Here is a 26,401-nt window from a genome sequence, read left to right on the forward strand (position 1 = left end):
GCCGGCGCCCACGGTGCGGCCGCCCTCGCGGATGGCGAAGCGCAGCTCCTTCTCCATGGCGATCGGCGTGATCAGCTCCACCACCATCTGCACGTTGTCGCCCGGCATCACCATCTCCACGCCCTCGGGAAGCGCGGCCGAACCGGTCACGTCCGTCGTGCGGAAGTAGAACTGCGGGCGGTACCCGTTGAAGAACGGCGTGTGGCGCCCGCCCTCTTCCTTGGTCAGCACGTACACCTCGGCCTTGAACTTCGTGTGCGGCGTGATGGTCTTGGGCTTCGCCAGCACCATTCCGCGCTCGATCTCGTCCTTGGCCACGCCGCGAAGGAGGAGGCCGACGTTGTCGCCCGCCTGGCCCTCGTCCAGCAGCTTGCGGAACATCTCCACCCCGGTGACCGTGGTCGACTTGGCGGAGTTCATCCCCACCAGGTCCACCGTCTCGCCCACCTTGATGATCCCGCGCTCGATGCGCCCCGTGGCCACCGTGCCGCGCCCCGTGATGGAGAACACGTCCTCCACCGGCATCAGGAACGGCTTGTCGGTCTCGCGCACCGGCTCCGGGATGTAGCTGTCCACCGCGTTCATCAGCTCGGTGATCTTCTGGCCCCACTCGCTGTTCGGATCGCCCGACTCCAGCGCCTTGAGCCCCGAGCCCATGATGATGGGGATCTCGTCGCCCGGGTAGTCGTACTCGGAGAGAAGCTCGCGCACCTCCAGCTCCACCAGCTCCAGGAGCTCCGGGTCGTCCACCATGTCTACCTTGTTGAGGAAGACGACGATGTACGGCACGTTCACCTGGCGGGCCAGCAGGATGTGCTCGCGCGTCTGCGGCATGGGGCCGTCGGCGGCGGACACGACCAGGATGGCGCCGTCCATCTGGGCGGCACCCGTGATCATGTTCTTCACGTAGTCGGCGTGGCCGGGGCAGTCGACGTGCGCGTAGTGGCGCGCGGCGGTCTGGTACTCCACGTGCGCCGTCGAGATCGTGATGCCGCGGGCGCGCTCTTCCGGGGCCTTGTCGATGTTGTCGAAGCTGACGAAGTCCGCCAGTCCCTGCGCCGCCTGGATGCGCGTGATCGCCGCCGTGAGCGTGGTCTTGCCGTGGTCCACGTGGCCGATCGTGCCGACGTTGACGTGCGGCTTGTTGCGCTCGAACTTAGCCTTTCCCATGGTGCTTTCTGGATCCCGTACGGGTGGTTTGACGACGAGGAGGCGCCAGAGCTCGCGATGGGACTCGAACCCATGACCTCTTCCTTACCAAGCCTCTTCCTTACCAAGGAAGTGCTCTGCCGGCTGAGCTACGCGAGCTTGCTCCCCTACCCGGGCTGCGCCCGGACGACAGACAGAGAAACCTTGCCGTGCCATCGGGCAAGGTTTCCCGTTTTCCAGCTCTCCAGCGGGGCGCGGTACACCCACACGCAACCCGGGGAAGAGAAGACGAGTAACATACCTAGACCTTCCGGGGCAGTCAAGGCCCCCTCCCATCGCACCAATGCCCTGTAGGGGCAGCCCCGCGTGGCTGCCCGTGCCCGCCCGCGCCCCGAATCCGGCGTCTTGGTACAGAACCGGCAGGACGACCCGCGGGCCTGTCCTTCCCCTCCCACCCACACCACCATGCCCACACTCCCGCGCATCCTTCGCTCGTTCCGGCCCGGCTTCGGGGCATCGGTCGTGTTCACGCTGGCGGTCGGCGTGGGGGCCGGGCTGGCGCTGCTGGGCTTCGCGGATGCGGGGGTGGCGTACGCCCCCGCGCACGTGCTCCCCGCGTGGGACCGCCTCGCCGCCGGCCACGGCTGGACGGACGGGCTGGTCACCGTGGAGGAGATCCGCCACGCCGGGGTCGAGTCGCTCCTGCGCGTGCTGTGGGGCACGACCGCGCTGGTGGTGGCGAGCGCGTGCATCATCGCGGCGGCCCGCGTGCTGGCGCGTGGCGCGTCGCGGCGGCCGGCGGTCGCCATGCGCGTGGTGCTGGGCGCGGGGGCGCGGCGCATCTTCCGATTCGCCATGGCGGATGCGGGCGCGGCGGTACTCGCGGGCGGCGCGCTGGGCGTGGCGCTCGGCCTCGGGCTGGGACGCCTGGTTCGCGCGACGTGGCCGTGGGGAATCGAGGGTTGGGGTGGTGGCGGCGGTCGCGCGGTCCTCATCGCCGTAGTGCTGCCGGTCGGCGTGGCGCTGCTTTGCGCGCTGGCGCCGGTCACCATCGCGTTCCGGCGCGAGCTTGCATCGGGGCTCTCCACCGGCGACCGCGCGACGGCGGGGCGCTACGAGGGATGGGTGCGGCGCGTGCTGACGGTGGCGCAGTTCTCCGCGTCGATGGCGCTGCTGATCGGCGCCGGAACGCTGCTGCGCGGTTCGCTGGACGGCGGCCCCGCCTCCACGCCGGGTTTCGACCCGCGCGACACCCTCACCCTGAACGTCACCCTCCCCGCGCGCGCGGACGCGGGTACGCGCGCCGCGTACCTGCGCGACACCCTGGACCGCGTGCGGGCGATCCCCGGCGTGCGCGCCGCCAGCCTGGTGAGCGGCGACGGCTGGACGGGCACGGGACCGCGCGACATCGTCACCTCCTACTGCCGCCCCGCCTGCGCCGACATGGGGATGCGGCTCCCCGTGCTCCTCAAGAACGCGCACCAGCTCGTGGCGAGCCCAGGCTACTTCGGCGCACTGGGGATTCCAGTCATCGAAGGCCGCGAGCCCGCGCCCGGCGAGGACCGGGTGGCGGTGGTCAGCCTCCTAGCGGCGCGCACCCTCTTCCCCGGCGTGGAGCCGGTCGGGCAGCAGCTCCTCCCCCGGCGTGAGGACGACATGCTGAGCGTCGCGAACTCGGTCCCCAAGTACCGCGTCGTCGGCGTCGTCGCGGACGTGCGGCCGCTTGGGCCGGGCGTCGGCGAAAAGGTGGAGCCGGTCGTCTACCTCTCCGCCTTCCAGCACCCGCCGCGCGAGGTTGGCATCGCCGTCCGCGCGACGGGCGACCCGATGCGGCTCGCCGGTGCCGTCGAACGGGCGGTGACGGCGGCGGCTCCCGGCGCCCTGATCCGCGACGTGATGACGATGGAGGAGCGGCTCGCCCGCTTCGCCGCGCCGGTGCGCTGGACGGCGGGGGTGCTGGGTGCGCTGGCGGTGGTGGGGGTGGTGCTGGCGTGCGCGGGGCTCTTTGGCGTGGTGAAGGAAGGCGTGGCGCGCCGCACCCGCGAGATCGGCGTGCGGATGGCGCTCGGCGCGCGGCAGGAGCAGGTCGTCCGCCACGTCGTGGGCGACGCGATGCGGCTGGCGCGCACCTCGCTAATCCTGGGCTCCCTCGCCGCGTTCGCCACGGCGCGGACGCTCCAGGTCTTCTTCCACGGCATGAACCCCTGGGACCCGGCGCTGTACGCGGGCGTGGCCCTGCTCCTCACCGCCGTCGCCCTGGTGGCGAGCTATATCCCCGCCCGCCGCGCCGCCTCCGTGGACCCGATGGTGGCGATACGGAGCTGAGGCGGTAGCCTGGCGAGTGAACTCGCGGCAACAACAGCACAAAGTCCGCCTTCGCGGACTCGCGGGCGAGGTCCGCCCCTGCCGCCCGCATGGGCGCGATATATCGCGCCGGTGCCCGCCCCCGCATCGTCCCCGTTGACGCACACCGACACCCGTAGGGGCAGACCTGCGTGTCTGCCCGCCCTCGCCCCCGCTCCACCGCCCGCCCCGCCCCACCAAATCTCGTAGGGGCCGCGGTTCCCGGTCCTAAGGGCGAATGAATTCGCGGCTGGAACCACGCAAAGTCCGCCTGCGCGGACTGGTGGCGGCGTGTCGAGACCGCTTCAGCGGTCTTCCCGTAGTTCCAGCCGGGGGATTTATCCCCCGGGGACGCGGCGCCGGCGTTCCGATCCGCGTTCACCCCCCGGCGTTCACCCCCCGGTGACGCGGCGCCGGCGTTCCGATCCGTGTCCATCCCCGGGCGTTCACCCCGGGTGAGACGCGGCGCCGGCTTTCCGATCCGCGTCCATCCCCCGGCGTCCGTCGCCCGGCAATGCCGGCATCCGCCCAGAACACAAAACCCCGCGCCGGACATCGGCGCGGGGCTTCGTTCATCATCCAACCAGACCCGTCAGGGCGTACCCATCGGCTGGCCGGGGTCGGACTGGGGCTCCTGCTGGCGCGGGGCGCGCAGGCGGGGAGTCTGGCCAAAGGTGTAGTTGAAGGCCAGGAACACCCCGCGCGCCCCGAACCTCCGCTCGGTCTCCACGCGGTACCCCTCGATCCCGTTCGGATCGTTGAGGCTGGCGTCCAGGATCTCGGCGGTGGAGCGCATGCGCATCATGTTGAACGGGTCCTGTACGCGCAGCGTCACGTTCGCCTTGTCCTTGAGGAGCTTGTGGCGCAGCGAGAAGTTCGTCATCGCGAAGGCGCCGATCCGCCCGTACTCGGTGTTCATCGCGCCGCGGTACATCAGGAAGCCCGAGGCGTCGAGGCTCTTGTTGATGCGCAGGTTGGCGTTGGCGCGCGTCGACCACCCCAGCCCGGAGCTGGAGATGGCGCCCGCCGCCGTGCCGCCGTCCGAGTCCTGGTGGAAGACGTTGCCTCCCACGAAGCCCGTCAGCCGCCCCGCGCGCAGCGACGCGTTGGCGTCCGCGCCGTACGAGTCCGCCGTGGCGATGTTGGACACCGTGGAGGTGATGGTGTCGCCCTGCGTGGTGCGCACGCGGCGGATGGCGCCCTCCGTGTGGCGGTAGAACGGCGTCAGCTGCAGCGAGCCCAGCTTGCCGCTCTGCTGGAAGCCCAGCTCGAACGCGTCCGTGTACTCAGGCCGCAGGTACGGGTTGCCGCGGAAGCGGTTGAGCGGGTCCTCGTAGAAGAGGAACGAGTTGAGCATCTGCGTCTGCGGGCGCTGGATGCGCCGCGAGTAGCTCGCCTTCACCTGGCGCGCGGCATCCACGTTGTAGGCTACCAGCGCGCTCGGGAAGAGGTCGTTGAACGGCTCCAGGTCGTCGTCCGAGCGGTTGGTGGAGCGGTCGGTGCGCTCCAGGCGAAGCCCGCCCTGCAGCTCGAACTTCCCGGTCTGCCGCGTGAAGACGCCGTACCCCGCGTGCACCCGCTCGTCGATCTCGAAGACGTTGCTGCCGCCGCTGTTGACCCAGGCGTTGTCCGCGTACGAGAAGCGCTGCGTGGTCAGGTCGTTGTCCACCTGGCGAAGCTGCCCCTTGTACCCGGTCTCCACCCGCACCCCGCCCAGCATGCGGGTGAGGTCCGCCATCAGGTACATCTCGCTGTTGGCGGCGTCGGTCAGGTTCTGCGTCTTGAACGGCTGGTTGCCGATGGGGGCGCCGTTCACGTCCATCGGCTGCTGCGTGAAGCCGTTGCTCTGGTCGAAGGCGGAGCGGTTGTAGCGCGCCTCCACGGTGAGCTCGTTCTGGCGCGGCTTGATGACGTTGCGGTACGACAGAGTCCCGTCGAACGACCCGTCGTCCGAGGTCATGTGCTGCCGGTCGTCCGAGGCGGCGAGCGGGTTGCGCTGCGCGTCGTAGCGGGTGAAGGAGTTGCGCGTGTCGTTGCGGAAGTCGCGTCCGCTCACCATCAGCGTGGCGGCCAGGGAGTTGGTCTTCCCCAGCTTCACCTCGGTGTTGGTGTTGACGGTGTGCGACTGCATCCGCCCATTCCCGTTGGAGAGCTGGTCCAGGAAGTTGATGGGCGAGCCGCCGCCGGTGATGTTCGTGCGGTTGTTGAAGCCGGTCGTGGTGCGCCCGTCGCCGAAGTAGCCGTAGCTGCCGAAGAGCGTCACCCGCCCGCGCTGGTAGCCCAGGTTGCCGGAGCCGTTGTAGCGGTCGTTGCTGCCCGCGGCCAGCGTCACGCCGCCGGAAAGCCCCAGCTCCGCGTTCCCCTTGAGGACGATGTTGACGATCCCCGCCATCCCCTCGGGATCGTACTTGGCCGAGGGGTTGGGAACCACCTCCACCCGCTCGATCATGTTGGCCGGCAGCTGCTGGAGGAACTGCCCCAGCTGGTCGCCGCGCATGGGTGCGGCGCGGCCGTTGATCTGGATCGCCACGTTCTGGTTGCCGCGCAGGCTCACGCGGCCGTCCTGGTCCACCTCCACCGCCGGCACGTTGCGCAGCACGTCGGTGGAGTTGCCTCCCGCCGCCGTGGGCATGTCCTTGGTGGAGTACGTGTTGCGGTCGGCGGACATCTGCACGGCGCTGCGCTGGCCGGTGGCGGTGATCCCCTCCAGCTGCACCGCGCTCGCCGCCAGCCGCACCGACGGCGCCTCGGCCGTGGTGGCGCCGGGCGCGATGGCGATCTCGCTCGACTTCGTGGTGGTGTGCCCGATGTGCGAGACGCGCAGGAAGTAGCGCCCGGGACGCAGCCCCTCCACGCGGAAGGTGCCGTCGGGGCGCGTCACGGCGCCGGCGGCGAGCGTCGAATCCGCCCGGCTCCACACGCCGACGGTGGCGGAGGGAACGGGCCGCCCGGTGGCCGCGTCCAGGATGGTGCCGCGAAGCTGCGCGCCGCCCTCCTGCGGAATCATGGGGCGCCCGCCCGGAGCGCCCGGCTGGCCCATGGGACGCTGCTGCTGCGGAGTCGGGGTCTGCGCAAAGGCGGCGGTCGTGCCGCAGGTCAGGAGCAGCGCGAGGGTTAGTCCGCTGAAAGGCTTCATATTGGCCGCGAAGTTGGAATGGTGGGAACGCCCCCGCACTCTGGAGGCGGGATCAGCCGCCCCGGAGTGCACCGGGGGGTGGGCGGCATTCATTGGATGCGCGACCCCTCCGTGGGGTTGCACCGGTCCGCGGGTGGTTTCGGACCGTGCGAGAAATTTAGCAGGATTATGCCCATCCGTGTACCCATGGGGCGTGAGCACTGAATTAACACGGAATGGACGGCGTGTCGCGAAAGTGGGAAATCCCGGCGTGGCACGGAACCTGTTGCCGGTTTCTCCAGTGCCGGAACGGACACTTGAACTGAGAGGGGACGTATGAGGAAGATGCTCCTGGCTGGGATCGTCGCGGCGGCCGCGACTTCGCTGGGCGCCTGCGCCCCGGCGATGCACTTCGCCGTCGCCACCCCCGGCTGCACCGCCGCCACGCCCTGGACGACGCACTCGCGCATGAACATCAACACGCACGCGCTGCGGGTGCAGCGCGCTTCCGCGCGCTACTCCGCCGGCTACCGCTACACGCGGGCGAACCCCAACAACTGGCGCCAGATCGCGGACGGCGAGTGCCGGTAGGACCCTAGCCCTCACCCCCCCGGCCCCCCTCTCCCAAACTGCTGGGAGAGGGGGGAGACGCGGCAGTCCGCGCTCATCGCCCCCGCCGAAGAACGCGCACATCCGTAGGGGCGCGATTCATCGCGCCCGTGCCCGCCGCCGCTCCGCTGCCCGCCCCGCGCACCGAAGCCCGGTAGGGGCAGACCTGCGTGTCTGCCCACCCTCCGCCCCACCACGACCCCCGCCCCGCGCACCCACACCCGTAGGGGCCGCCCCACGTGGCTGCCCGTGCCCTCCCCCGGACCCGCCCCGCGTACCCGGCACCAACCCACGCAAAACCCCCTCCCCCAGGCAGTTATTGGGGGAGGGGGAAGCGTCGCGGAGCGACGCTGGGGGTGGGGCCCTACGCCATCCCCTCGTCCAGCTGCTCCCGCAACGCCAGCGCCAGCTGCAGCGCCACGAGCCGCGCGTGGTCCTCCTCCACGGGCAGGTACCAGTGGGCACCGCGCACCACCGCCTCGGCATCCCCGCACTGCGCGCGGATGCCGCTTTCATCGTACACCACGGTCGGCGCGCAGGAGAGGTCGCGGAGGAGCGGGTGGGGCTGCATCGCCGCGGCAACCAGGAGGCCCAGCCGGTGCCAGTGCGGCGAGAGCGGCCCCGGCGCGCCGTACTCCGCCGCCTCCCGCAGCCGCTTGCGGAGCGCGCCGCGGTCCATGCCGTCGTCGCGCGACCAGCGCGCCAGCTCGGCGCCCATGCGCGCCACCATCCCGATCGCCTGGTAGCCGGGGAGGCCGAGGGCGTTGCGCGCGTAACGCAGCGCCCGCGTCTCGGCGGCTTCCAGCGCCCTGAAGATGGGGCTGTAGCTGTCCGAGTCGTGGCGCAGCGGAGCCACGCGCCCCGACTGCGGGACGATGGCGCAGAAGCGCTCGTAGAAAACCTCGGCGGGGGATTGAAGCTGAGTCTCGATCAAGCGGGCCATCCGGATGGAGGCGCGGGAGATAACGGGGGAGGCGTTACAGTTTGCGTTGCAGACGGGACAGTGCGCAAGACTTACGTTTTCCGCACGCACGAAGCCCCTCCACCAGTTCGCGGTGGAGGGGCTTCGTTTCGTGCGTCTTTTCAGCGCCTGGGCCGCGTCAGTCCGCCGCCGAGGCCTGGTTCCGCCCCGCCGCGATGTCTCGCACGGTGGAGGCCAGCATCCGCACGCGCGCGGCGTCGCTGGAGCGGGCGGCGTCGCGGGTGAGCTGCGCCGCCAGCGAGTTCAGCGCCGTGCGCCGTGCCGCGCCGCTGAGCCGCTCCGCGCGAGCCAGCTCGCCCGCCACCGCCGTGGAGCGGGCGCGGGTGAGGCCGTTGCTGCGCTTGATCTGGTCCAGGTAGGCGCGCGCCACCACGAAGCTGGCGGGCCATTCGATGCGCGTCTGCAGCTGGGGGTTGAAGGTCTCCTCGCGCACCAGCTTCGCGGCGTCGATCTCATTCTGCGTCAGGTGCTCGCTTGGGCGCAGCTCGAACACGTCCAGCCCGCGGCCGATCTCCGAGCCGTAGATGTGGCCGTTGTGCCAGTACGCGCTCCAGTAGCCGCCCACCACCACCTCGCTGCTGCTCATGGGGCCACGGTCGAAGAAGGCGATCTCCACCGGCTTCGCGGGGTTGGTGAAGTCGAAGACCGAGATGCCGCCCTGGTACCACGCCTGCACCATGATGTCGCGCCCGGGCACGGGGATCAGCGAGCCGTTGTGCGCCACGCAGTTCTCCGTCTCCGTCTGCGCCACGGGCAGCTTGTAGTAGCTGGCCAGCCGCAGCCGCCGCTGCGCCGTGATGTTGAAGATGGCATTGGCGCCCCACGTCGGACGGTCGCTGGCGCGGCAGCGGGGCGCCACTCCCCCGCCCCACTCGTCGGTGAAGATCACCTTGCGGCCGTCGTTGCTGAAGTTGGCCGAGTGCCAGTACGCGAAGTTGGGGTCGGTGGCGTCCGCGATGCGCCGCGGGTTGGCGGGGTCGCGGATGTCCAGGATGATCCCGTTCCCCGAGCACGCCCCCGCCGCCAGCCCCATCTCCGGGTAGACGGTGATGTCGTGGCACATGTCCGTCTCGGCCGTCTCCTGCGTCCCCTCGCCGTGCCGGCCGCCGCGCCACAGCCCGGCGACGTTCCCCGCCGAGTCCGCGAAGATGCGCGGCGTGCTGACGATGCGCGCCTGCTCGGGGTGGGCCACCGGCACGCGGATCACCTCGATGCGAAAGAGCGAGGTGTTGGGGTCCTGCTCCGGCCGCGCGCCCGAGCACCCGGCCAGCTCGGCGCCGGGACGCACCGGCGCGGTGCCGCTCACGTAGATGTACACGTGCGACGAGTCGCGCGGGTCCGGCACCAGCGTGTGCGTGTGCGAGCCGCGGCACGTCTGCACGGTGGCCACCTGGCGCGGCGAGTCGATGTTGCTGATGTCGTAGATGCGCACGCCGCGGAAGCGCTCGGTGCTCACCGGGCCTTCGACTCCCGTCGTGCCGCAGTCCACCCGGCCGCGCGTCTCCTCCACCGACATGAAGAGGAGGTTGCGGTGCACCGACACGTCGCCCTGGCCGCCGGGGCACACGATGGTGCCGCGCAGCCGCGGGTGCCGCACGTCCGTCATGTCGTAGATCTGGATGCCGTGGAAGCCGCCCATGAACGTCGTGTTGCCATGGAAGGCCAGGTCGGCGTTGATCAGCCCGAAGTCGTTCATGTTCTGCGGGTCGATGAAGCCGGCGGGCCGCGGCGTGTGCGACACCAGCGCCATGTTGCGTGCGGCCTCTCCCGCGTTCATCCACCCCGCGCGCAGCCCGATGCGCGGGTCGCGCGCCTGTGCGTGGACGCGCGTCCACGCCGCGCCCAGGAGCAGGGCGGCCATGGCGAGCCTTGCAGCCGTCGTTTCGATTTTCATCTCGTTCTTCGGTTGAGTGTCGGGTGACTCTCGCTGGGGCGCTCCGCTGCGCGCCTCAGCCGCGGGGAAGCGCGGACAGCAGCGCGCGCATGCGGGCGATCTCCGCGCGCTGGTCGGCGTTCACGTCGGTGGCGAAGCCGTACATCTCTGAGGTCTGGGCCGCGCCGGGTGTGGCGAAGAGCTGGGCGACCATCGTCACGGCGCCCTCGTGGTGGCGGATCATGTACTCCAGAAAGAGCCGGTCGAACGCCGGCCCCCTCGCCGCCGCCAGCCGCGCCAGCTCCGCCTCGGTGAGCATCCCCGGCATCGAGGCGTGCTCGCCGTGGGCGGCGTGCGCGTCGGCGGGAGCCTCCGCGCCGTGGCGCCGCAGCCAGCTCCGCATCAGCCGCATCTCGTCGTCCTGCGACACGTCGATGCGCTCGGCGATCAGGCGGATCTCGGGGCGGGTGCTCCGCTGCCGCACCATCGCCGTCATCACCCGCGCCTGGGCGTGATGGGCCATCATGTGCTGCATGAATCGTACATCCGCGTCGCTGGTGCGGCGCACGGTGTCGGCGGCGGCTCGTGGCACGGTGCCGGCAGGCGCGGGCTGCTGCACGGCGACAGGTGCCGGCGGCGCTTCGGTGTGCGCCGTGCCGCACGCGCCGAGCGCGAGCATCCAGACGGCCGCGCGAGACGATCTCATCATGCGCCTTGCTCCTCCAGAGCTGGAACGGGGCTGCCCATCGTGCAACGTACCACGCGCGCCGCGAGCCGGAAACGCGGTGCGCATCATGGGTTCCGCACGCAGCGCGTGCAGACGGGCGCAAAGACCGCGTCGAAGCCCGGCCCGATCGTGCCGCCGTTGATGGTCACGACGTTGCCGTGCGCAGGATCGTCGATGGTGGTGCTCGCCACGTACACGGCGTCGCCCGGCTCCACGTTCGCGCCCACGACGAAGCGGCAGTTGTTGAAGGTCAGCGACTGCCTTGTGCGCAGCGGCCCCTGCGCCCAGTCGAAGTTCCAGTACACGTCCGCGATGCGCATGCCGCGGTTCGCCTCGCCGGCCACGCGCTCGCTGGTGGTGAAGGTGCAGTTCGTAAAGGTGACATCCTTGGGATAGACGATGCGGTTGCCGAACGAGTCGGGGTAGCCGACCTCGAAGTCGCAGTCGCGCAGGCGCACCGTCGAGTTCTCGGCGTAGAGGAAGAACGGCGCCTTCGCCACGATGTGCTCTCCCGTGACGATGGAGCCTTCGTGCACTCCGATGTCGAAGTCGCCGTCCAGCAGGCGAAGCCGTGTCAGGTTCAGCTCCACCTTGAGGGTGTTGCCGAAGCCGCGCCCGTCCACCTCCACGTCGATCCCGGTGGCGTCGCGGGTGCCGCGCGTGGTGAAGCTGTGCACGTCCGCCTTCGAATACCCGCCCGTCAGCACGAATCCGCCGCGGAACACGTCCACCGCATCGCAGTTGTAGACCTTCGCCACCACGTTCGTAGAGACGGAGATGCCGTCCGCCACGCCGTTGCGCAGGTGGCAGTCCTCCACGAAGGCGCGCAGCCTTCCGCGGCGCGCCGGGTCTCCGTAGAGGAAGACGAGGTGCGCCTGCTCCAGCTGGTGCTGCTGGTAGGGGCCCTGGGCGGCGGAGTTGCCGTCGAAGGTGAGGCCGCGGATGATGAGCGGCCTGGAATCGGCGTCGCCCGAGTACAGCACGCGCTCGGTGGTGAAGGTGCGCACCCACTTCGCCTGCATCGGTGGGCGCGTGATGACGGCGCCGAAGCCTTCGTAAGTGATCCCCTCCCGGATGTTGACGGAGGTGACGCGGTAGGTGCCGCGCGGAAAGACGACCACGCCGCCGCCGCGCGCGTACACGGACTCGATGGCGCGCTGGATGGCCTGCGTGTCGTCCGACGTGCCGTCGCCGCGCGCGCCGAAGTCGCGCACGCTCACCAGCGTGCGCCGGTCGTCGTCCACGATGGTGTGCGTGTACACGGCGTTGCGCCCCAGCGCCGCCCCCGTGGGACCGGAGAGCTGGATGCTCACCGTCTCGTCCGTCTCGTTGATCGCGTCGTTGGCGACGGCGATGCGGATGGTGCGCGTGGTCGTCCCCGCCGGAAAGGTGAGCGTGCCGGCCGGGAGCGTGTAATCCTGCCCGCTGCCGTGCGGCACCGCGTGCGCCGTCCCGCCCGAGACGGCGTACCGCACCGTCACGCGCTGCGCCGACGCCTCGCTCAGCCGCACGGTCACGACGGCCGCCGCCTCGCTTTCCGGCGAACTCCCCGCCTCGCTCGCGAAGCCCACCACCGGCGCGGAGGGCACGCCGCTCTCCGCCGCCGCGGCACGCGGCAGCCCGGACGCCATCCATCCCACCCCGCCCGCCAGCAGCAGCGCCGCCGCCATCGCGCCGCGTCGCGCGACCGAACGTCCGGGAGCGCCGTTCTCGTGGCCGCTCATCGCCCTCTGTTCCGTATCATGGCCGCACTTGCCACCGCGCCTCGCCCTGTTGGCGTCACCCCCGCGAGCGCCTCGAACGGAGCGCCGCATCCGCCCGCCGCCAACCTGCACGTTCAATGCTCGGTTGCTCGGAGCCATGGCGGAAGCTGCACGCACGACGCGCCGCCTCGGTGCTGAGGCGGCGCGGTCGTCTGCCTGATGTAAGGTGTCTCAGCGGCGGTTACGGCTGCGCGTTCGCGGCTTCGAAATCCTCCGGACCCAGGATCTGCCGGACTTCGGCCTCGCCTTCCCAGCCGGGCCAGTGCTCCCGGTGCATGTTCATCAGCCACACGGCGCCCTCCACGGCCTCCTCGCGCGAGTTGGCGGCGACGATTCCGTACCCGCCCACGACCTCCTTGCTCTCGGTGAACGGCCCATCGACGACGTTCACGGTGCCGCCGTACAGCCGGACGCGCGTGCTCATCGCGGTCGGCGCCAGGCCGCCGGTGTCGAGCAGGGTACCGGCCCGGCTCGCCTCCTCGCTCGCCTTCCCCATCGCCTCCATGAACGGCTGAGGCGGCGGGCCGCAATTCTCCGGGCACTTCACGAAGGTCATGAATCGCATCTCGAGCTCCTCTGCTCCCAGGGTTTGAAGCGGGGCACGCCTCGGTTTCCCGCTCTCTATCCATGCGACGAACGAGGGGAGCCCGAATCGACAGGTCCTCACACAGAGACACAGAGGTGGACAGCAACGAAAGAGTAAGTCCCTTCCCGTTCCCCTCTCCGTATTCCTCTGTGGCTCTGTGTGAGACCCGCGGTTATGCGGCCGTCAGAAGGAGCGGCTTGCCGCGAGTGACGACGATGGTGTGCTCGTAATGCGCGGTGAGGCTGCGGTCCGCGCTGGTGATGGTCCACCTGTCCGCCGCCGTGCGGGACGAGCGCGCGCCGACGGAGATGACCGGCTCCAGCGCGATGACCAGGCCCTCGGTCAGGCGCGTCCTGTCCTGCGGATCGTAGAAGTTGCAGACGGTGGGGCTTTCGTGGATGCCGCGGCCAATGCCGTGCCCGCAGAGGTCGCGCAGCACCTTGAAGCCGTGGCGCTCCACCTCCGCTTCCACCTTGCCGCCGACCACCGCGAGCCGCTCCCCCGCCCGAGCCGCCCGCGCGCCGCGCCAGAACGCCGATTCCACGCACTCCAGCATCCGCCGCGCCTGGTCCGAGACCGGTGGCACGCCCACCGTGACCGCCGCGTCCGCGTAGTACCCGTCCAGCTCCACCGTCACGTCCAGCGTCACCAGGTCGCCCTTCCGCAGCACGCGCGCACCGGGGATACCGTGCACGGCCTCTTCGTTGACGCTGATGCACGAGTGCCCGGGAAAGCGGTAGTGCATCCTGGGAGCGGCGCGCGCACCGTGCTCCCCGAGCACGCCGGCCGCCACCCCGTCCAGCTCCGCCGTGGAGATCCCCTCACGCACCGCGTCGCGCATCGCCTGCAGCGCCAGCGCGACGACGTGGCCCGCGCGCTTCAGCCCGAGCAGGTCCTGCTCTGATTCGATGGACATGTGCCTGAGGGTGGGGAGCCCACGCTATGCATCGCGCACGAGGTCGAAGAAGCGCGCCTTGTATGCGCTCACGCTGAACACCTCCTCGCACCGCTGGCGGGCCCTTTCGCCGAGGCGCGAGCGCAGACCGGGGTCGCGGATCAGCATCCGGAGGTGGTCGGCCAGCGCGGCCGGGTCGTCGGGGTGGATGATCAGGCCGCTCTCGCCGTCCACCACCGTCTCCTCGCTGCCGCCGGCGTAGGTCACGATCACGGGAAGGCTGGTCGCCATCGCCTCCAGCGTCACGATGCCGAGCCCCTCCTCGCGCGAGACCAGGGCGAAGATGTCGCTGGCCGCCAGCAGCTCCGGGAGGTCGTCCAGCCAGCCCACAAAGGTCACCGGGAGGCCCTTCTCCGCCACGTGCCGGTGCAGCCCGGCCACGTACTCGGGATCGCCACCCGGCGCCATCGCCCCCGCGACCGCAAGGTGCACGCGCGGCCCGTCGCCGGCGACGAGCTCCAGCGCCGAGAGCAGGGTGTCGTACCCCTTGCGGCGGCTGATGGAGCCGGCGGTCGTCACGAGCACCGCATCCTCGGGCAGGCCGAACCGCCGGCGGGTGGCGCTGCGCGCCTCGGGGCTGGTGCGGGCGTGGTACCGCGACGCGTCGATCCCCATGTAGTTGAGCATCGTCTTGGGCTCGGCGCGGCGGCGGGCGCGCGGCGGCATGGCCTTCGCCGCCGCCCTGGAGATGAGCATCACGCGGTCCGACACCGACGAGGCGAACGCCGACAGCATCCCCTGCGAAGGCCCGCCGTGGATCCCCCACACCAGCGGCTTCCCCAGCCGCAGCTTGCTGGCCAGCAGGAAGAGGCAGCTGCGCAGCTCGTTCGCGAACAGGAGGTCCACGCCGTGGCGCCGGGCGTGCCGGGACACCCGCGCGCCGTAGCGCATCACCTCCAGCATCAGGAACAGCTTGCGCGGCGCCGACGCAGCCAGCGCCGCGCCCCCGAAGATGTCGAGCGACCTGGGGATCGGGATGATGTCGACCGTCAGCCCCGCCTTGCGGGCGCTCCGGCTCAGCGCCCCCTCCTTGCCGGTGGCGATGATCGGTTCGTACCCGTGCTCCTTGAGCCCCTCCGCGAGCGTGATCATGCAGCGCTGCGCGCCGAATTCACAGTCGTGGTACGGGTCGTACATCAGGACTCGCTTCATTTCCCCTGGATCCCCTCCGCCGCCGGGCGGGCTTTTCCTTTCCAACACCAAGATCGTCTCCCAAAACCTCACGCGCGAGGATCAGCCTCCGCCGCGCGCCAGCAGGAGCAAACTTCTGTGTCGCACTCTAACCGGCAAGTTCCGGCGACGCAAACGGCTCGCCCCACATTCGCGGCGAACACCGCACCTCCGATGTGAGTCGTTGACGCATGTGCGTCACAGTCTTATACCAGATGGAGTCATCGACACGTTCACCCGCGCGGACGGAGGAACCATGCAGGTCGTCGAGAGACCACCGCGGGGCCCGCCCGCGGCGCCACCGCAGGAACATCGGAGAAGTGACGATGCGAGACGAACTGTTTGAGGAGCTCCTGGAGAGCACCCGCGAGGGGATGGCGATTCTCCGCGGGGAGGCGGAGCCCTCCCGGGTCTTCACCTTCCCCGAGGTGGACGTAGCCCAGTTGCGCGCGCGCTACAAGATGTCGCAGCCAAAGTTCGCCGCGATGCTGGGGATCAGTCTGGGGACGCTCCGCGGCTGGGAGCAGGGACGGCGCCGGCCAGACGGACCCGCCCGGGTGTTGCTCCGCATCGCAGAGCAGAATCCGGACGCCGTACGAGCCGCATCCGGCTCAGCAGCCTAATCGACCAGGGTAGAAACGACAACGGCGCCGCAAGCTACCTGCTTGCGACGCCGGAGTTTCAGGAGCGGGAGGCGGAACTCGAACCCGCGACCCTTAGCTGCGAAGGCTAAGCTCTACCGACTGAGCTACTCCAGCCCGGAAGTCCTGCCCACCCGCGCGACTCGCTACATTTTGTTGACGAAGTGATCTGGGAACGCAGCCCTCTTACCGTAGAGGTGGCACAAGGGACCGACGGAAGCGCGAGCTGGCTCCTCACTGACACCAGCCGCCCCGGAATGATGGTTGCCGGTGACGAACTGCCCGGTGGACGCCCAAAGTGGAGGAGCCATGCGACACACAACAACGATGTTCGGAGGCGACCAAGACCCCAAGCAGGTCCGGCTCCGGCTGGGCGGTACCCTGCCGTACCCCGGCGGAGACGCGACGGAGCGGCAGATCCTGGACTTTGCGGCCGTAGTGGCGCTGGACCGGGCTGACGCGGACACGGCTGCCTTGCAGCACTTCACGTCACGCGCGGCCAACGCCTATCGCACTGCTTACGGAATCGAACGCCCGCGCCCCAACAGCGAGTAAAAACCGACGCACGGCGGCGAGCCTCGAAGGGGGAATACATGGATAAGGAGATATAGGGGAGATTGCTAAAAGTCGGTTGGACTCTAGACCTGTACGCCGTAGTGATCGACTCTGACGGCGAGCGGAATGAGATAGATGGCGTGACTGAGTGAGCTGGCGCCACACCGCCGGGGTACCCTCGCATGCGTTGCTGCAAATGCTGGACAGAACGGAGCGGGTGTTGCCGCTGGCGGACCTGCGATCAGTGGAGGTGGTTCCGGCCATTCGGCGCCTCAGCGAGGGTGAGGAGCGCACCTGAGCGCCCGCCCCGCCAACCGCAACGAAGTGCAGTCCCTGCGCGACCGACCGCATCCAAGCCACGCGGCAGCGTGAAGGAAGGGGCTAGGGAGATAGGGGGAGGCGAATTCAACGGGGAGACTGCCGCCCTTGTTAGAGATGCAGACGAAGATCGCACGATGAGTGGCGTGTCGGGATGCGCAATCACGCTTAGAGTCGATACGGCCCGAGGCCGTTGAGCGCCTCGCGCATCGTGTGCCGGGATCCTCTCTGCTGATCGGTAGCATCGATCAGCAGGCTTTCGAAAGCGTGTTGTGAGTTCGCCAGTTCACGCAACCCCGCGCGCGCTAGACGAGTTAGCCGACGACGGAACCACCACCCGGTCTTACGCTCTTCTAATAGCCACAGATGTCGGAGCACAAGATTGCTGCGATCATCGCCGTACACACGCGACGCGGTCTCCCAAATAGTAAAGATCATGGCCGTTCGCTCGACTTGGCGCCGCTGATCGCTCCCGAGGAACCCAATTCGACGAGCCGTAGAGAGGAACTCCTCGACGAGTACGGTCAGGAACCGGCGTAGCGCGATCTCTTGGCCGTATCCGCGCATGTCATCATCTAGAAACCGGTGTCGGCGGGTCTGGTAGTACGCTTCGATGAGCCGTGGTGACGCCACCGACAGATGGTCCGCCACATGCACATCTATCCGCTCAAGGAGCCTTTCTGCGCTACCTGACACAACATCCTGAGCATCGTACGCGCGGTTCGCATCGAGGTAGAGAAACACCTCGAAGATGATGGGTGCATATAGCTTCTGATACACCGCCCGTGCATCGGCCCGCCTCTCTCGTCTCACAGTGAACACGTGCGCGAGCAACTGTGCGAGCACTGCAGCGGAAAACGCTGCTCCAGCGGTGATCAGGGCGATGGTGACCGGCGAGGGAGATGCGGGAGGCACGGGGTGCGGAGGTAAGCAAGTGGATGGTTAGCCGCCCGTACCTGGATGCAAGTAGCGGTGCAGGACCGCACGAGCACGTACTGGCGCGGGTGAAGGGTGCAAGGCGCACGTCAGCGGTGCCGGAAGCATCATCCCTCCCGGTACTGGTTCTTGCTTCTGCCCCACCGCCGGAAGCGTCCGGCACTCCGAACAGCGTCCCCCTACGATACACCTGCCGTCAAGCTTGGGCCCTGTTTCTGGCCCTGTCGCAAATCGAGTCACCGCATGAAAGAGCCCCCGCGTCGTAAACACGACCCGGGGGCTACTTACAGGAGCGGGAGACGGGACTCGAACCCGCGACCCTTAGCTTGGAAGGCTAATGCTCTACCAACTGAGCTACTCCCGCCCGGGAGTTCCCCGCCACGAGCGGCGGGGTGGAAAAGCTAGTGGATCGGTGCGGGGCACGCAATCCGGTTCGGCAGGCGCCGAGAGCCACCTGTCGGGTTCGAACCGACGACCTTTCGATTACAAATCGAGTGCTCTACCAGCTGAGCTAAGGTGGCGAAGGGGTCGAATTTAACGCGAAATCGCCCCCTTCACCACCCCCGCCTCACGACACCAGCGACCAGCGCGGCCCCTGCGGCGTGTCCTCCACCACCACCCCGCGCGCGGCGATCTCGTCGCGGATCGCGTCGGCGGTGGCGAAGTCGCGCGCCGCGCGGGCGGCCTGGCGCGCGGCGATCCGCTCCTCCACCCAGGCGGCGAGATCATCGTCCACCATCGACTCGCGGTCGGCCAGCGATACGAAGCCGAAGACGGAGTCGATGCGCTCCAGCGCGGCCAGGGCGGCGGCCTGCTCGGCGTGGCTGATGGGGCGCGTGCCCAGCTCCTCCAGCCGCGTGTTGATGGCGCCCACCAGCCGGTGCAGCGCGGCGAGCCCCACGCTGGTGTTGAGGTCCTCGTCCATCGCCTCGGCGAAGGCGGCGAGCACCTCGTCGGCGGCGGCGTGCAGGGTGGGGGTGTCCGCCGGGTCCGGGTCGCGGACCGCGGGGTGGCCGCGCAGGCGGTCGCGGGTTCCGCGCACGCGCCGCACCGCTTCGGCGGCGGAGGCGAGGCCCTCGAAGGTGAAGTTGAGCTTGCTGCGGTAGTGCGCCGTCAGGTAGAGGTAGCGCACCGACGACGGCTTCACCCCGCGCTCCACCAGGTCCTGCACGTTGAAGATGTTGCCGGTGGACTTGGCCATCTTGCCGCCTTCCAGCAGCAGGAACTCGCCATGCAGCCAGTAGCGCACGAACGGCTTCCCCGTCGCCCCCTCGCTCTGGGCGATCTCGTCTTCGTGGTGCGGAAAGACGAGGTCCACGCCGCCCAGGTGGATGTCGAAGGTCTCGCCGAGCTCCTGCATGCTCATGGCCGAGCACTCGATGTGCCACCCCGGGCGCCCGGGGCCCCACTGCGTGTCCCACACCGCGCCGACGGTGGCGTCCTCCGGCTTGGCGGCCTTCCACAGGACGAAGTCGCGCACGTCGTCCTTGTCGTACTCGTCCGCCGCCACGCGCTCACCGCGGCGGCCGGCGGAGACGTCGACCTTCGAGAGCTGGCCGTAGCCGGGGAACTCCGAGATGTCGAAGTAGACGGAGCCCTCGGCCTCGTACGCCATCCCGCGCTCCTGCAGGCGGCGGATGATGTCCACCATCTGCGGGACGTAGTGCGTGGCGCGCGGGTGCACGTCCGCCTGGCGGATGCCGAGCTGGTCGAAGTTGTGGAAGAGATCGTCGATGAACGGCTGCGTGTAGTCGTTCAGCGACACGCCCTCGCGGAGCGCGCCGCGGATCGTCTTGTCGTCCACGTCGGTGAGGTTCATCACGAACTTCACCTGGTAGCCGCGGAACTCCAGGTAGCGGCGCAGCAGGTCCGCGAAGAAGAACGTCCTCATGTTGCCGATGTGCGGCGGGGCGTACACCGTGGGGCCGCAGGTGTACATCCCGACCTTGCCGGGCTCCAGGGGGACGAACTCTTCTTCGCGGCGGGTCAGGGTGTTGTAGAAGCGGATCGGCATGGATGGGGACTAGGGATCAGGGAATAGGGAATAGGGGCGGTGTGCCCTCTTCCCTCCAGCTTCACGAGCTGGATTCCCTACATCGCCGTCCGTATTCAGCGTTCCGCATCTGGCACTCCGGTTGTGGGGCGCGCGGCGAGCATGGCCAGCTCGGCGGGAGACTGGCCTTCGCCCCAGTACATCGTCTGCGTGGGGAAGGGGACGTCGATCCCCTCCTGGTCGAAGCGGAGCTTTAGGCGGCGGCGGAGCTCGCGCGCGGCGTCCCACTGCTTCAGCGGAAGGGTCTTGGCGAGGATGCGGATGGTGACGCCGTGCTCGCCGAACGACTCGATCCCCGGCACCTGCACCTCTTCCAGGAGCAGCGGGCGCCACTGGGGGTCCTCGAACAGCCGGCGCCCCTCGTCCAGCATCACGGCCATTACCCGGTCGGGGTCTTCCTTGTAGGCGACGACCACGTCCAGCACCACGCGCGCCCAGCCGCGGGTGAGATTGCTGACCTTGGTGATCTGGCCGTTCGGCACCACGTGCACCACGCCGTGCACGTCGCGCAGCACCACCACGCGGAGCGTCATCCGCTCCACGGCGCCGGACACGCCCTCCAGCCGCACCACGTCGCCCACGCCGAACTGGTTCTCCATCAGGATGAAGAGCCCGCTGATGACGTCCTTGACCAGCGACTGCGCGCCGAACGAGACCGCCAGGCCCACCACGCCCGCGCCGGCCAGGAGCGGACCGAGCTGCAGCCCGAGCGCGCCGAGCACCATGAACAGCGTCATCACCCAGATGATCACGCGCCCCATGCTGCGCAGCAGGCCCAGCAGGGTGCGGGTGCGCTGCTCGTGCGCGGTGACGATGCCATCCTTTTCCGACGACCGCTCCACGCTGCGCAGAACCGCCTTCAGCGCGTAGTTGGCGATGATCGCCACGATGAGCGCACCCGCTATCCGCAGCCCTGTCGCGGTGAGCGCGGGCCAGTTGAACAGGTCCGCCCAGTCGCGGATGACGCTGGTCTGGATGGCGGCTATGGTGTCGGTCTGCAGCATCGGCCGGACGGAATTGGACGGCGTGAGGCGCGGCGGCCTCGGGGGTCCGCAATCGTAGGCGGGCGGCGCGGGGGAGTCAAGCCACGACGCCCCGGCGATCCTCGCGCGCGAGGACGGCCGGGGCGCCGGTGTCGCCGAAGCGCTTCGGCGTCAGCGCAGCACGCGCAGCTCCCTGATCCGCCACGCGTTCCCCTCGTACACGGCCCCCACGTACACGGTGGAGGTGACCGGCCGCGTGACGCCGCGCGGGCGCGACACCCACGACAGCTCGCCGAAGCCCCGCAGCGGCGTGCCGCCGGAGAGCTGCACCTGGGTGGGGCGCACGCTCGCCGTCTCCCGGTCGCCGAACAGGTCGCGCAGGGCGGCGGCCACGTGGCGTTCCTGCACCGCGCCGGCCTCCTCGTTCCCCAGCGCCAGCAGGATGCGTCCGTCCTCCGGCGCCAGCTCCACCAGGCCGGATGCATCCCCCGCCGACCACAGGCGCCCCACGGTGGCCACGAACGCCTCCAGCGGCGCCGGCCGCGTCTGCGCGGAGGCGCTCGCGGGGAGCAGGAGAAAGGCGAGTACGAGGAGGAGACGTTTCATTGGTCTATGGTCATCGGCGCCGGGGCGCCCAGGTCGGTCAGTACGGCGCGCATCGCCGCGGCGGGATCGGCTGCGGCGGTCACGGAGCGCCCGATCACCAGGTAGTCCGCGCCCAGCCTCACCGCCTCGGCCGGGGTGGCGACGCGCGACTGGTCCCCCGCGTCGCCGCCGGCGAGGCGGATGCCGGGGGTCAGCACGCGGAAATCGCGCGGCAGCGCCCCGCGGATCGCCGCCAGCTCGTGCACCGACGCGACCACGCCGTCCATCCCGCACGCGTGCGCCAGCCGGGCCAGCCGCTCCACCTCCGCCTCGGCGGTGAGCGCGTCGCGCCCCCACGCCTCCGCCGTCTCATGTGCGGAGAGGGAGGTGAGCACGGTGACGGCGAGGAGCGCGGGCCCACCCTCACCGGCCGCGGCGCGGGCGGCGCGCATCATCGCCGCGCCGCCGGATGCGTGCACCGTCAGCAGCTCCACCCCCAGGCCCGCCGCCGAGCGGACCGCGTGCGCCACGGTGTTGGGGATGTCGTGGAGCTTCAGATCCAGGAAGACGCGGTACCCGCGCTCGTGCAGCGCCCGGACCACGGACGGTCCCTCGGCGGTGAAGAGCTGCAGGCCCACTTTCACGAAGTCCGCATCCGGCCCCACGCGCTCCAGCAGCGCAAAGGCGGCGGCTGCATCCGGCACGTCGAGGGCGAGGATCGGTGTGGCGGTCATCGTCATGCTCGTGTCTACCCGTTTGCTCCCGCATAGGTCCGGCGGGGGGGCTGGCGGAGTTCTCTCTCTGCGTCTCCGCGTCTCCGCGTGAGCCCATCGCCCCTCAGCGCGACTCGGAGCCCTGCTGTGAGCGCGCAAAGAAGTCGTGCACCGAGCGCGCGAGCTGCGCCGCCACGTCGCGCTGCATCTCGTCGCCGGTCAGGAGGCGCTCCTCAGCGGGGTTGGAGACGAAGCCGATCTCCACCAGCACCGCCGGCATGAACGCGCCGCGCAGCACCGCGAACCCCGCCTGCTTCACGCCGCGGTTGGGACCCGGATGGATCTCGCGGAGGCGGTTCTGAATGAGCTGCGCCCAATCGCTCGACTCGCGCAGGTGCTGGTTTTGGCGCAGGTCGGTGAGGATGAAGGCCAGCGGCCCGCCCACCGGCGCATCCTCGTACCTCACGGACGCGTTCTCGAACGCCTCCACGCGCTGGGCGTCCGCCGTGCGCGCCTCGGCCAGGAAGTAGGTCTCGTACCCCTTTTCCGACCGGCTGGGATTCGCGTTGCAGTGCACGGAGATGAAGAGCGCGGGCTGGCCCTCGTCGCGCCAGCGGTTGGCGAGGCGCGCGCGGTCGTGCAGGGCGATCAGCGTGTCGCGGTCGCGCGTCATCCGCACCTCCAGCGATGGGTCTTCGCGCAGGAGGGCCGCCAGCCGCCGCGCCACCGACAGCGTGACATCCTTTTCGCGCGTCCCGCCGGGTCCGCTCGCCCCCGGGTCCCGCCCGCCGTGCCCCGCATCCACCACCACGAGCCTCCGCTGCGGCGGCCGCGCGGGGTCCGGCCGCGGCGCGGGCTCCACCGGCAATTCCTCCTCCACCTCCGCGACCGTGCCGGCCGGGCGCGCCGCGCTCCCGCGGATCGAGCGGCCCGCCACGTCCACCCGCACGCGCCCACCCGTCAGCCCCGGGAGCAGCTCGCGAAAGAAGTCGACCGGCAGGAAGACGACGCCGCCCTCGGCATAGACGGCGTGAGCCAGCGGGCGGGCGGTGCCATCGACCGTCACCTGAGCCGCGCCGTTCGCGACCGCGACCTGGTGCGATCCCACCTGCACCACGACGCCGTCGCGCGCGTACGACACCTCTGCCCCCACGCTCACCAGCACCGATGCGGGGAGCGCCGCGTACCCGCGCGCCGTGCTCTCGTTCACCTGCGACGAGCGGGGGCCAGATTCGATGGTCCAGGCCTGGCCGGGTTGCGCGCCGAGCCCCGCCGGCGCGGACGCCAGGCTCAGCAGGAAGGCGGTGAGGATGATGTTCATGAGTCTACCACGGGGATGATGCGAATTGCGAAGAGCGCGGAGTTAAGTCCGAGGGTCGAGAAGCGGGTCAGCGCCGCGAATCAAAAAGCGGGCATCGTCGCCGGAGCCAAGAAGGCGGCCGCAGCACCGGGGGCCGAGAAGCGAGCGCGGCGCGAGAGCCGAGACGCGGGCGTCAGCACCCGGAGCCGAGAAGGCGGCGGCGCGGAGAGCCGGGGCGCGGGCGTCGGTGCGGAGCGCGCGGGGGGGTGAAATCCCCCCGCTGGAACTACGCAAAGCCCACTGAAGTGGGCTCGCCCGCCGCGACATTCCCTCTATTTTGTCATCCTGAGCGACGCGCGGCTCCAAACTCGCCCCGTCTCAATCCTCTGGCGCGGAGTGAAGGATCTACTGCGCGTTGCGAGGGGACCGTGGAACGCGACGGGTCTCCTGCCTCGCCGGCTAGATCCTTCGGTCGCCGCAGGAAGCCCGGTGCGCACCGCGGCCATCCGCGAGGCGGCTCCCTCAGGATGACAACAAGGGGGGGGAACGGGCGCCGCCATCTGCGCGAGTCCGCGCAGGCGGACTTTGTGCTGTTGTTGCCGCGAGTTCACTCGCCCCGATCCTTGAGCCCGCGCTGGATCTCGCGCTGGGAGTCGCGCTCCTTGATGGACTCGCGCTTGTCGTGGAGCTGCTTGCCGCGGACGAGGGCCAGGTTCACCTTGGCGCGCCCGCCGCTGAAGTGCACGTCCAGCGGGACGAGCGTGAGCCCCTTCTCCTGCACGGAGCCGATCAGCTTGCGGATCTCGTTGCGGTGCAGCAGCAGCTTGCGCGGGCGCAGCGGATCGTGGTTGAAGCGGTTCCCCTGCTCGTACGGCGAGACGTGGAGGTTGAAGAGCCACACCTCCCCGTTCATCACGCGCGCGAACGAGTCCTGCATGTTCGCCTTTCCATCGCGCAGCGACTTCACCTCCGTCCCCTGCAGCACGATCCCCGTCTCCCAGGTGTCCAGGACGTGGTACTCGTGCCGCGCCTTGCGGTTCTGGACGACGATGCGGTCGGCGGGCTTGGGGGCGGCAGCGGTCTTGGTCATGGAAAAGAAGTGCGTTAGTGCGTGAGTGCGGAAGTGCGTTGGGCGTGCGCGATTTGATCGACGCACTCACGCACTGACGCACTCACGCACTGCGGTTCAGTAGATGATCACCGGCGTCCCCACGTCCACCGCGTAGTACAGCTCGCGCGCGGCTTCGTTGGTCATGCGGATGCAGCCGTGTGAGACGTTCTGGCCCAGAAGCTCGGGGCGGCTGGTGCCGTGCAGGGCGATGCCTTCGCCAAGGAAGAGGGCGGAGGTGCCCAGCATGCCGCGCTGCCACCGCTTGGGGTCGTCCTCGGCAGGCACGGGGAGCTTGTTCTCCACGAAGTGCCAGTCCGGAAGGTACCAGCGCGGGTCCTTTTCCTTGCGCTGCACCCGGAACATCCCGCGCGGTGTGGAGAACTCCCACTCCTGCCCCGCCCCTTCCAGCCGCGTCCCCGTCCCCGTCCCCACCAGCGTGGACCAGACGACGCGCTCCGCCTCCATCACGTAAAGGCGGTGCTCGTCCAGCGACACGACGATGTAGCGCCCCTCGGTGTTGACCGGCGGGTCGCGGTACCGCTCGCGCCCCTCCGCCTCCGCACCGTGAGCCAGCAAAGAAGGATCGGTCGGCAGCCCCTGCGCCTGGACAGCGCCGGCAGACACGAGCAGCACCGCCGCCAGAACGCACTCACGCACTAACGCACTTACGCACTTCATTCCAGCAGCTCCTTTTGCTTCCGTCGAATCAGGATCAGGTCGTACACCTGCGCCACCTCGCCGCCCAGGATGAACACCACCGCCGAGTAGTACACCCAGAAAACCAAAAGGACCGGCGCCAGCAGCGTGCCGTACGTTCGGCTGTAGTCCACCACGTCGCTCACGTACCAGGCGAACGATCCCTTGAGCAGCTCCCACGACAGCGACGCGAACGTGGCGGCCACCACCGAGATGCGCCACGGCGTGCGCCGCAGGGGGAGGAAGCGGTAGATCAGCAGGAACATCAGGTAGATGAACCCGAACGCCGCCAGCCGGGGCCAGGTGTTGATGAAGACCTGCGTCGCGCGCCGGTTCTCCACCCCCAGCAGCTCCACCCCGAAGCGCTGCGCCGCCTCCAGCCCCAGCGTGATCCCCGTGTTGAGGACGAGCAGCGTGCCGGCCACGAGCACCATCTGCAGGTCGAAGATCTTCCCCGCCACGATCCCCCGCTCTTCCGGGAGGTCGAAGATGTCCTTGAGCACCGCGCGCAGCGTGCCGAAGAGTCGCGTGGATGCCCAGATGAAGAGGAGAAGACCGATCGCCCCGAACGAGGGGCCGCCCTCCAGCACCCGCCCCACGATCTGGCGCGTGACCCCCACCACCTGCTGCGACGGCGGAAGGATGGAGAGGACGTAGTCCACCGCCGCCTGACGCGGATCTTCCACCGTCCGCTGCAGGACGTAGGTGAGGATGCCGACGAGGAGGAGGAAAAAGGGCGCGGCCGCCAGGAGGACGTTGAAGGCGATGCCGCCGGCCAGGAAGAAGATGTCGTCTTCGCCGGCCTTGTTCCACACGCGGACGGTGAAGTCCGACCCGTTCCGCCACATGCGGCGGATGGCGATGCGCGACGCCCGCGCGATGGTGATGGCGCGCGTCCTCCCCCGCCGCTCCGGCAGGGGCGAGGCGCCGCCCGGGGCCCCAGGGGTCGGCCTATCGCGCCAGCTCGCCCGCATCCGTTTCGGTGTCGACCGACAGCACCACCAGCTCCGCCTCGGGGGGCGGCGGCGCCTCCACGGCACCCGGCGCGCGGCCGGAGCGTCGCAGCGCCTTGGCCTCCTCCACCCGGCGCAGGAGGTCGGCGCGGGCGTCACGGGCGGCGTCGCGGCCGGTGGCGACGGCGGAGCGCGCCTGCTCCCGCCGCGCATCCACCGCCCCGCGCACCGCCGTCACACGTTCGGTCACGGCACCGCGGGCCCCGTCCACCCGGTCGCCCAGCG

23 protein-coding genes and 4 tRNA genes are annotated in these 26,401 nt (G+C 69.8%); 4 read left to right on the forward strand and 23 right to left on the reverse strand.

What is annotated here, in order from left to right:
* A partial coding sequence (tuf, locus tag VF647_05110) for an elongation factor Tu (GenBank protein HEX8451456.1) occupies positions 1 to 1,170 on the reverse strand: 1,170 nt, incomplete at its 3' end.
* 49 nt (positions 1,171 to 1,219) lie between these two features.
* Positions 1,220 to 1,308 (reverse strand) — tRNA-OTHER (locus VF647_05115).
* A 306-nt stretch (positions 1,309 to 1,614) separates the two neighbouring features.
* Between VF647_05115 and VF647_05120 the strand changes: the two genes are divergently transcribed.
* Complete coding sequence (locus tag VF647_05120) at positions 1,615 to 3,474, forward strand: FtsX-like permease family protein (GenBank protein HEX8451457.1); 1,860 nt, start codon at positions 1,615 to 1,617, stop codon at positions 3,472 to 3,474.
* 610 nt (positions 3,475 to 4,084) lie between these two features.
* On the opposite strand, the gene VF647_05125 is transcribed toward VF647_05120, so the two are convergent.
* A complete protein-coding gene (locus VF647_05125; protein ID HEX8451458.1) occupies positions 4,085 to 6,628 on the reverse strand; it encodes a TonB-dependent receptor in 2,544 nt (847 codons plus the stop codon).
* A gap of 315 nt (positions 6,629 to 6,943) precedes the next feature.
* On the opposite strand from VF647_05125, the gene VF647_05130 reads away from it, so the two are divergent.
* Positions 6,944 to 7,198, forward strand: coding sequence for a hypothetical protein (locus tag VF647_05130; protein HEX8451459.1), 255 nt, complete (start codon positions 6,944 to 6,946; stop codon positions 7,196 to 7,198).
* A gap of 382 nt (positions 7,199 to 7,580) precedes the next feature.
* Here VF647_05130 and VF647_05135 read toward each other — a convergent pair whose 3' ends face one another.
* From VF647_05135 to VF647_05165, 7 genes are all read right to left on the reverse strand, one after another.
* Positions 7,581 to 8,159 (reverse strand): hypothetical protein, encoded by a 579-nt coding sequence (locus VF647_05135; GenBank protein HEX8451460.1) that lies wholly within the window; start codon positions 8,157 to 8,159, stop codon positions 7,581 to 7,583.
* Between the two features lie 157 nt (positions 8,160 to 8,316).
* Entirely contained in the window at positions 8,317 to 10,092 is a 1,776-nt protein-coding gene (locus VF647_05140; protein ID HEX8451461.1) for a hypothetical protein, read from the reverse strand.
* 55 nt (positions 10,093 to 10,147) lie between these two features.
* Positions 10,148 to 10,780, reverse strand: coding sequence for a DUF305 domain-containing protein (locus VF647_05145; protein HEX8451462.1), 633 nt, complete (start codon positions 10,778 to 10,780; stop codon positions 10,148 to 10,150).
* A gap of 83 nt (positions 10,781 to 10,863) precedes the next feature.
* The gene (locus tag VF647_05150; GenBank protein ID HEX8451463.1) at positions 10,864 to 12,522 is read right to left on the reverse strand and encodes a glycosyl hydrolase family 28-related protein; all 1,659 of its coding nucleotides are present in this window, start codon (positions 12,520 to 12,522) and stop codon (positions 10,864 to 10,866) included.
* Between the two features lie 220 nt (positions 12,523 to 12,742).
* A complete protein-coding gene (locus VF647_05155; protein ID HEX8451464.1) occupies positions 12,743 to 13,126 on the reverse strand; it encodes a YciI family protein in 384 nt (127 codons plus the stop codon).
* 193 nt (positions 13,127 to 13,319) lie between these two features.
* Positions 13,320 to 14,063, reverse strand: coding sequence for a type I methionyl aminopeptidase (map, locus tag VF647_05160; protein ID HEX8451465.1), 744 nt, complete (start codon positions 14,061 to 14,063; stop codon positions 13,320 to 13,322).
* A 24-nt stretch (positions 14,064 to 14,087) separates the two neighbouring features.
* A complete protein-coding gene (locus VF647_05165; GenBank protein ID HEX8451466.1) occupies positions 14,088 to 15,254 on the reverse strand; it encodes a glycosyltransferase family 4 protein in 1,167 nt (388 codons plus the stop codon).
* Between the two features lie 344 nt (positions 15,255 to 15,598).
* Between VF647_05165 and VF647_05170 the strand changes: the two genes are divergently transcribed.
* On the forward strand, positions 15,599 to 15,895 hold the full coding sequence (locus VF647_05170) for a helix-turn-helix domain-containing protein (GenBank protein HEX8451467.1): 297 nt from the start codon (positions 15,599 to 15,601) through the stop codon (positions 15,893 to 15,895).
* A 63-nt stretch (positions 15,896 to 15,958) separates the two neighbouring features.
* Here the strand turns inward: VF647_05170 and VF647_05175 are convergent.
* Positions 15,959 to 16,030, reverse strand: a tRNA-Arg gene (locus VF647_05175).
* A 192-nt stretch (positions 16,031 to 16,222) separates the two neighbouring features.
* Here VF647_05175 and VF647_05180 point away from each other — a divergent pair.
* The gene (locus VF647_05180; protein HEX8451468.1) at positions 16,223 to 16,468 is read left to right on the forward strand and encodes a hypothetical protein; all 246 of its coding nucleotides are present in this window, start codon (positions 16,223 to 16,225) and stop codon (positions 16,466 to 16,468) included.
* A 486-nt stretch (positions 16,469 to 16,954) separates the two neighbouring features.
* On the opposite strand, the gene VF647_05185 is transcribed toward VF647_05180, so the two are convergent.
* The 12 genes from VF647_05185 to VF647_05240 form a co-directional block, all read right to left on the reverse strand.
* Positions 16,955 to 17,701: a hypothetical protein gene (locus VF647_05185; GenBank protein HEX8451469.1), complete on the reverse strand. Its 747-nt coding sequence runs from the start codon at positions 17,699 to 17,701 to the stop codon at positions 16,955 to 16,957.
* 312 nt (positions 17,702 to 18,013) lie between these two features.
* A tRNA-Gly gene (locus VF647_05190) sits at positions 18,014 to 18,086 on the reverse strand.
* An 84-nt stretch (positions 18,087 to 18,170) separates the two neighbouring features.
* Positions 18,171 to 18,243: transfer RNA gene (locus VF647_05195), tRNA-Thr, on the reverse strand.
* Between the two features lie 47 nt (positions 18,244 to 18,290).
* A complete protein-coding gene (gene cysS / locus VF647_05200; GenBank protein ID HEX8451470.1) occupies positions 18,291 to 19,736 on the reverse strand; it encodes a cysteine--tRNA ligase in 1,446 nt (481 codons plus the stop codon).
* Between the two features lie 95 nt (positions 19,737 to 19,831).
* On the reverse strand, positions 19,832 to 20,779 hold the full coding sequence (locus VF647_05205) for a mechanosensitive ion channel domain-containing protein (protein ID HEX8451471.1): 948 nt from the start codon (positions 20,777 to 20,779) through the stop codon (positions 19,832 to 19,834).
* Between the two features lie 150 nt (positions 20,780 to 20,929).
* Complete coding sequence (locus tag VF647_05210) at positions 20,930 to 21,364, reverse strand: hypothetical protein (GenBank protein HEX8451472.1); 435 nt, start codon at positions 21,362 to 21,364, stop codon at positions 20,930 to 20,932.
* Positions 21,361 to 22,077, reverse strand: a complete 717-nt coding sequence (gene pyrF, locus VF647_05215) for an orotidine-5'-phosphate decarboxylase (protein HEX8451473.1) — start codon at positions 22,075 to 22,077, stop codon at positions 21,361 to 21,363. Before pyrF ends, VF647_05210 begins: the two co-directional genes overlap by 4 nt.
* A 103-nt stretch (positions 22,078 to 22,180) precedes the next feature.
* The gene (locus VF647_05220) at positions 22,181 to 23,377 is read right to left on the reverse strand and encodes an N-acetylmuramoyl-L-alanine amidase (GenBank protein HEX8451474.1); all 1,197 of its coding nucleotides are present in this window, start codon (positions 23,375 to 23,377) and stop codon (positions 22,181 to 22,183) included.
* 586 nt (positions 23,378 to 23,963) lie between these two features.
* Positions 23,964 to 24,446 (reverse strand): SsrA-binding protein SmpB, encoded by a 483-nt coding sequence (gene smpB, locus VF647_05225; protein ID HEX8451475.1) that lies wholly within the window; start codon positions 24,444 to 24,446, stop codon positions 23,964 to 23,966.
* A 96-nt stretch (positions 24,447 to 24,542) separates the two neighbouring features.
* Positions 24,543 to 25,091, reverse strand: a complete 549-nt coding sequence (locus tag VF647_05230) for a L,D-transpeptidase (GenBank protein HEX8451476.1) — start codon at positions 25,089 to 25,091, stop codon at positions 24,543 to 24,545.
* 50 nt (positions 25,092 to 25,141) lie between these two features.
* Positions 25,142 to 26,137 (reverse strand): YihY/virulence factor BrkB family protein, encoded by a 996-nt coding sequence (locus tag VF647_05235; protein HEX8451477.1) that lies wholly within the window; start codon positions 26,135 to 26,137, stop codon positions 25,142 to 25,144.
* Positions 26,115 to 26,401 (reverse strand): hypothetical protein (locus tag VF647_05240; GenBank protein HEX8451478.1); only part of this gene is annotated, 287 nt, incomplete at its 5' end. The genes VF647_05240 and VF647_05235, both read right to left, overlap by 23 nt.

This window comes from Longimicrobium sp. (assembly GCA_036387335.1).
Taxonomy (GTDB): domain Bacteria; phylum Gemmatimonadota; class Gemmatimonadetes; order Longimicrobiales; family Longimicrobiaceae; genus Longimicrobium.

What these genes read in the sequence shown, in the direction of transcription:
- VF647_05120 (HEX8451457.1), top strand. Translation starts at nt 1,615, where the DNA reads ATGCCCACACTCCCGCGCATCCTTCGCTCGTTCCGGCCCGGCTTCGGG.
- VF647_05125 (HEX8451458.1), bottom strand. Translation starts at nt 6,628, where the DNA reads ATGAAGCCTTTCAGCGGACTAACCCTCGCGCTGCTCCTGACCTGCGGC.
- VF647_05130 (HEX8451459.1), top strand. Translation starts at nt 6,944, where the DNA reads ATGAGGAAGATGCTCCTGGCTGGGATCGTCGCGGCGGCCGCGACTTCG.
- VF647_05135 (HEX8451460.1), bottom strand. Translation starts at nt 8,159, where the DNA reads ATGGCCCGCTTGATCGAGACTCAGCTTCAATCCCCCGCCGAGGTTTTC.
- VF647_05140 (HEX8451461.1), bottom strand. Translation starts at nt 10,092, where the DNA reads ATGAAAATCGAAACGACGGCTGCAAGGCTCGCCATGGCCGCCCTGCTC.
- VF647_05145 (HEX8451462.1), bottom strand. Translation starts at nt 10,780, where the DNA reads ATGATGAGATCGTCTCGCGCGGCCGTCTGGATGCTCGCGCTCGGCGCG.
- VF647_05150 (HEX8451463.1), bottom strand. Translation starts at nt 12,522, where the DNA reads ATGAGCGGCCACGAGAACGGCGCTCCCGGACGTTCGGTCGCGCGACGC.
- VF647_05155 (HEX8451464.1), bottom strand. Translation starts at nt 13,126, where the DNA reads ATGCGATTCATGACCTTCGTGAAGTGCCCGGAGAATTGCGGCCCGCCG.
- map (HEX8451465.1), bottom strand. Translation starts at nt 14,063, where the DNA reads ATGTCCATCGAATCAGAGCAGGACCTGCTCGGGCTGAAGCGCGCGGGC.
- VF647_05165 (HEX8451466.1), bottom strand. Translation starts at nt 15,254, where the DNA reads ATGAAGCGAGTCCTGATGTACGACCCGTACCACGACTGTGAATTCGGC.
- VF647_05170 (HEX8451467.1), top strand. Translation starts at nt 15,599, where the DNA reads ATGCGAGACGAACTGTTTGAGGAGCTCCTGGAGAGCACCCGCGAGGGG.
- VF647_05180 (HEX8451468.1), top strand. Translation starts at nt 16,223, where the DNA reads ATGCGACACACAACAACGATGTTCGGAGGCGACCAAGACCCCAAGCAG.
- cysS (HEX8451470.1), bottom strand. Translation starts at nt 19,736, where the DNA reads ATGCCGATCCGCTTCTACAACACCCTGACCCGCCGCGAAGAAGAGTTC.
- VF647_05205 (HEX8451471.1), bottom strand. Translation starts at nt 20,779, where the DNA reads ATGCTGCAGACCGACACCATAGCCGCCATCCAGACCAGCGTCATCCGC.
- VF647_05210 (HEX8451472.1), bottom strand. Translation starts at nt 21,364, where the DNA reads ATGAAACGTCTCCTCCTCGTACTCGCCTTTCTCCTGCTCCCCGCGAGC.
- pyrF (HEX8451473.1), bottom strand. Translation starts at nt 22,077, where the DNA reads ATGACCGCCACACCGATCCTCGCCCTCGACGTGCCGGATGCAGCCGCC.
- VF647_05220 (HEX8451474.1), bottom strand. Translation starts at nt 23,377, where the DNA reads ATGAACATCATCCTCACCGCCTTCCTGCTGAGCCTGGCGTCCGCGCCG.
- smpB (HEX8451475.1), bottom strand. Translation starts at nt 24,446, where the DNA reads ATGACCAAGACCGCTGCCGCCCCCAAGCCCGCCGACCGCATCGTCGTC.
- VF647_05235 (HEX8451477.1), bottom strand. Translation starts at nt 26,137, where the DNA reads ATGCGGGCGAGCTGGCGCGATAGGCCGACCCCTGGGGCCCCGGGCGGC.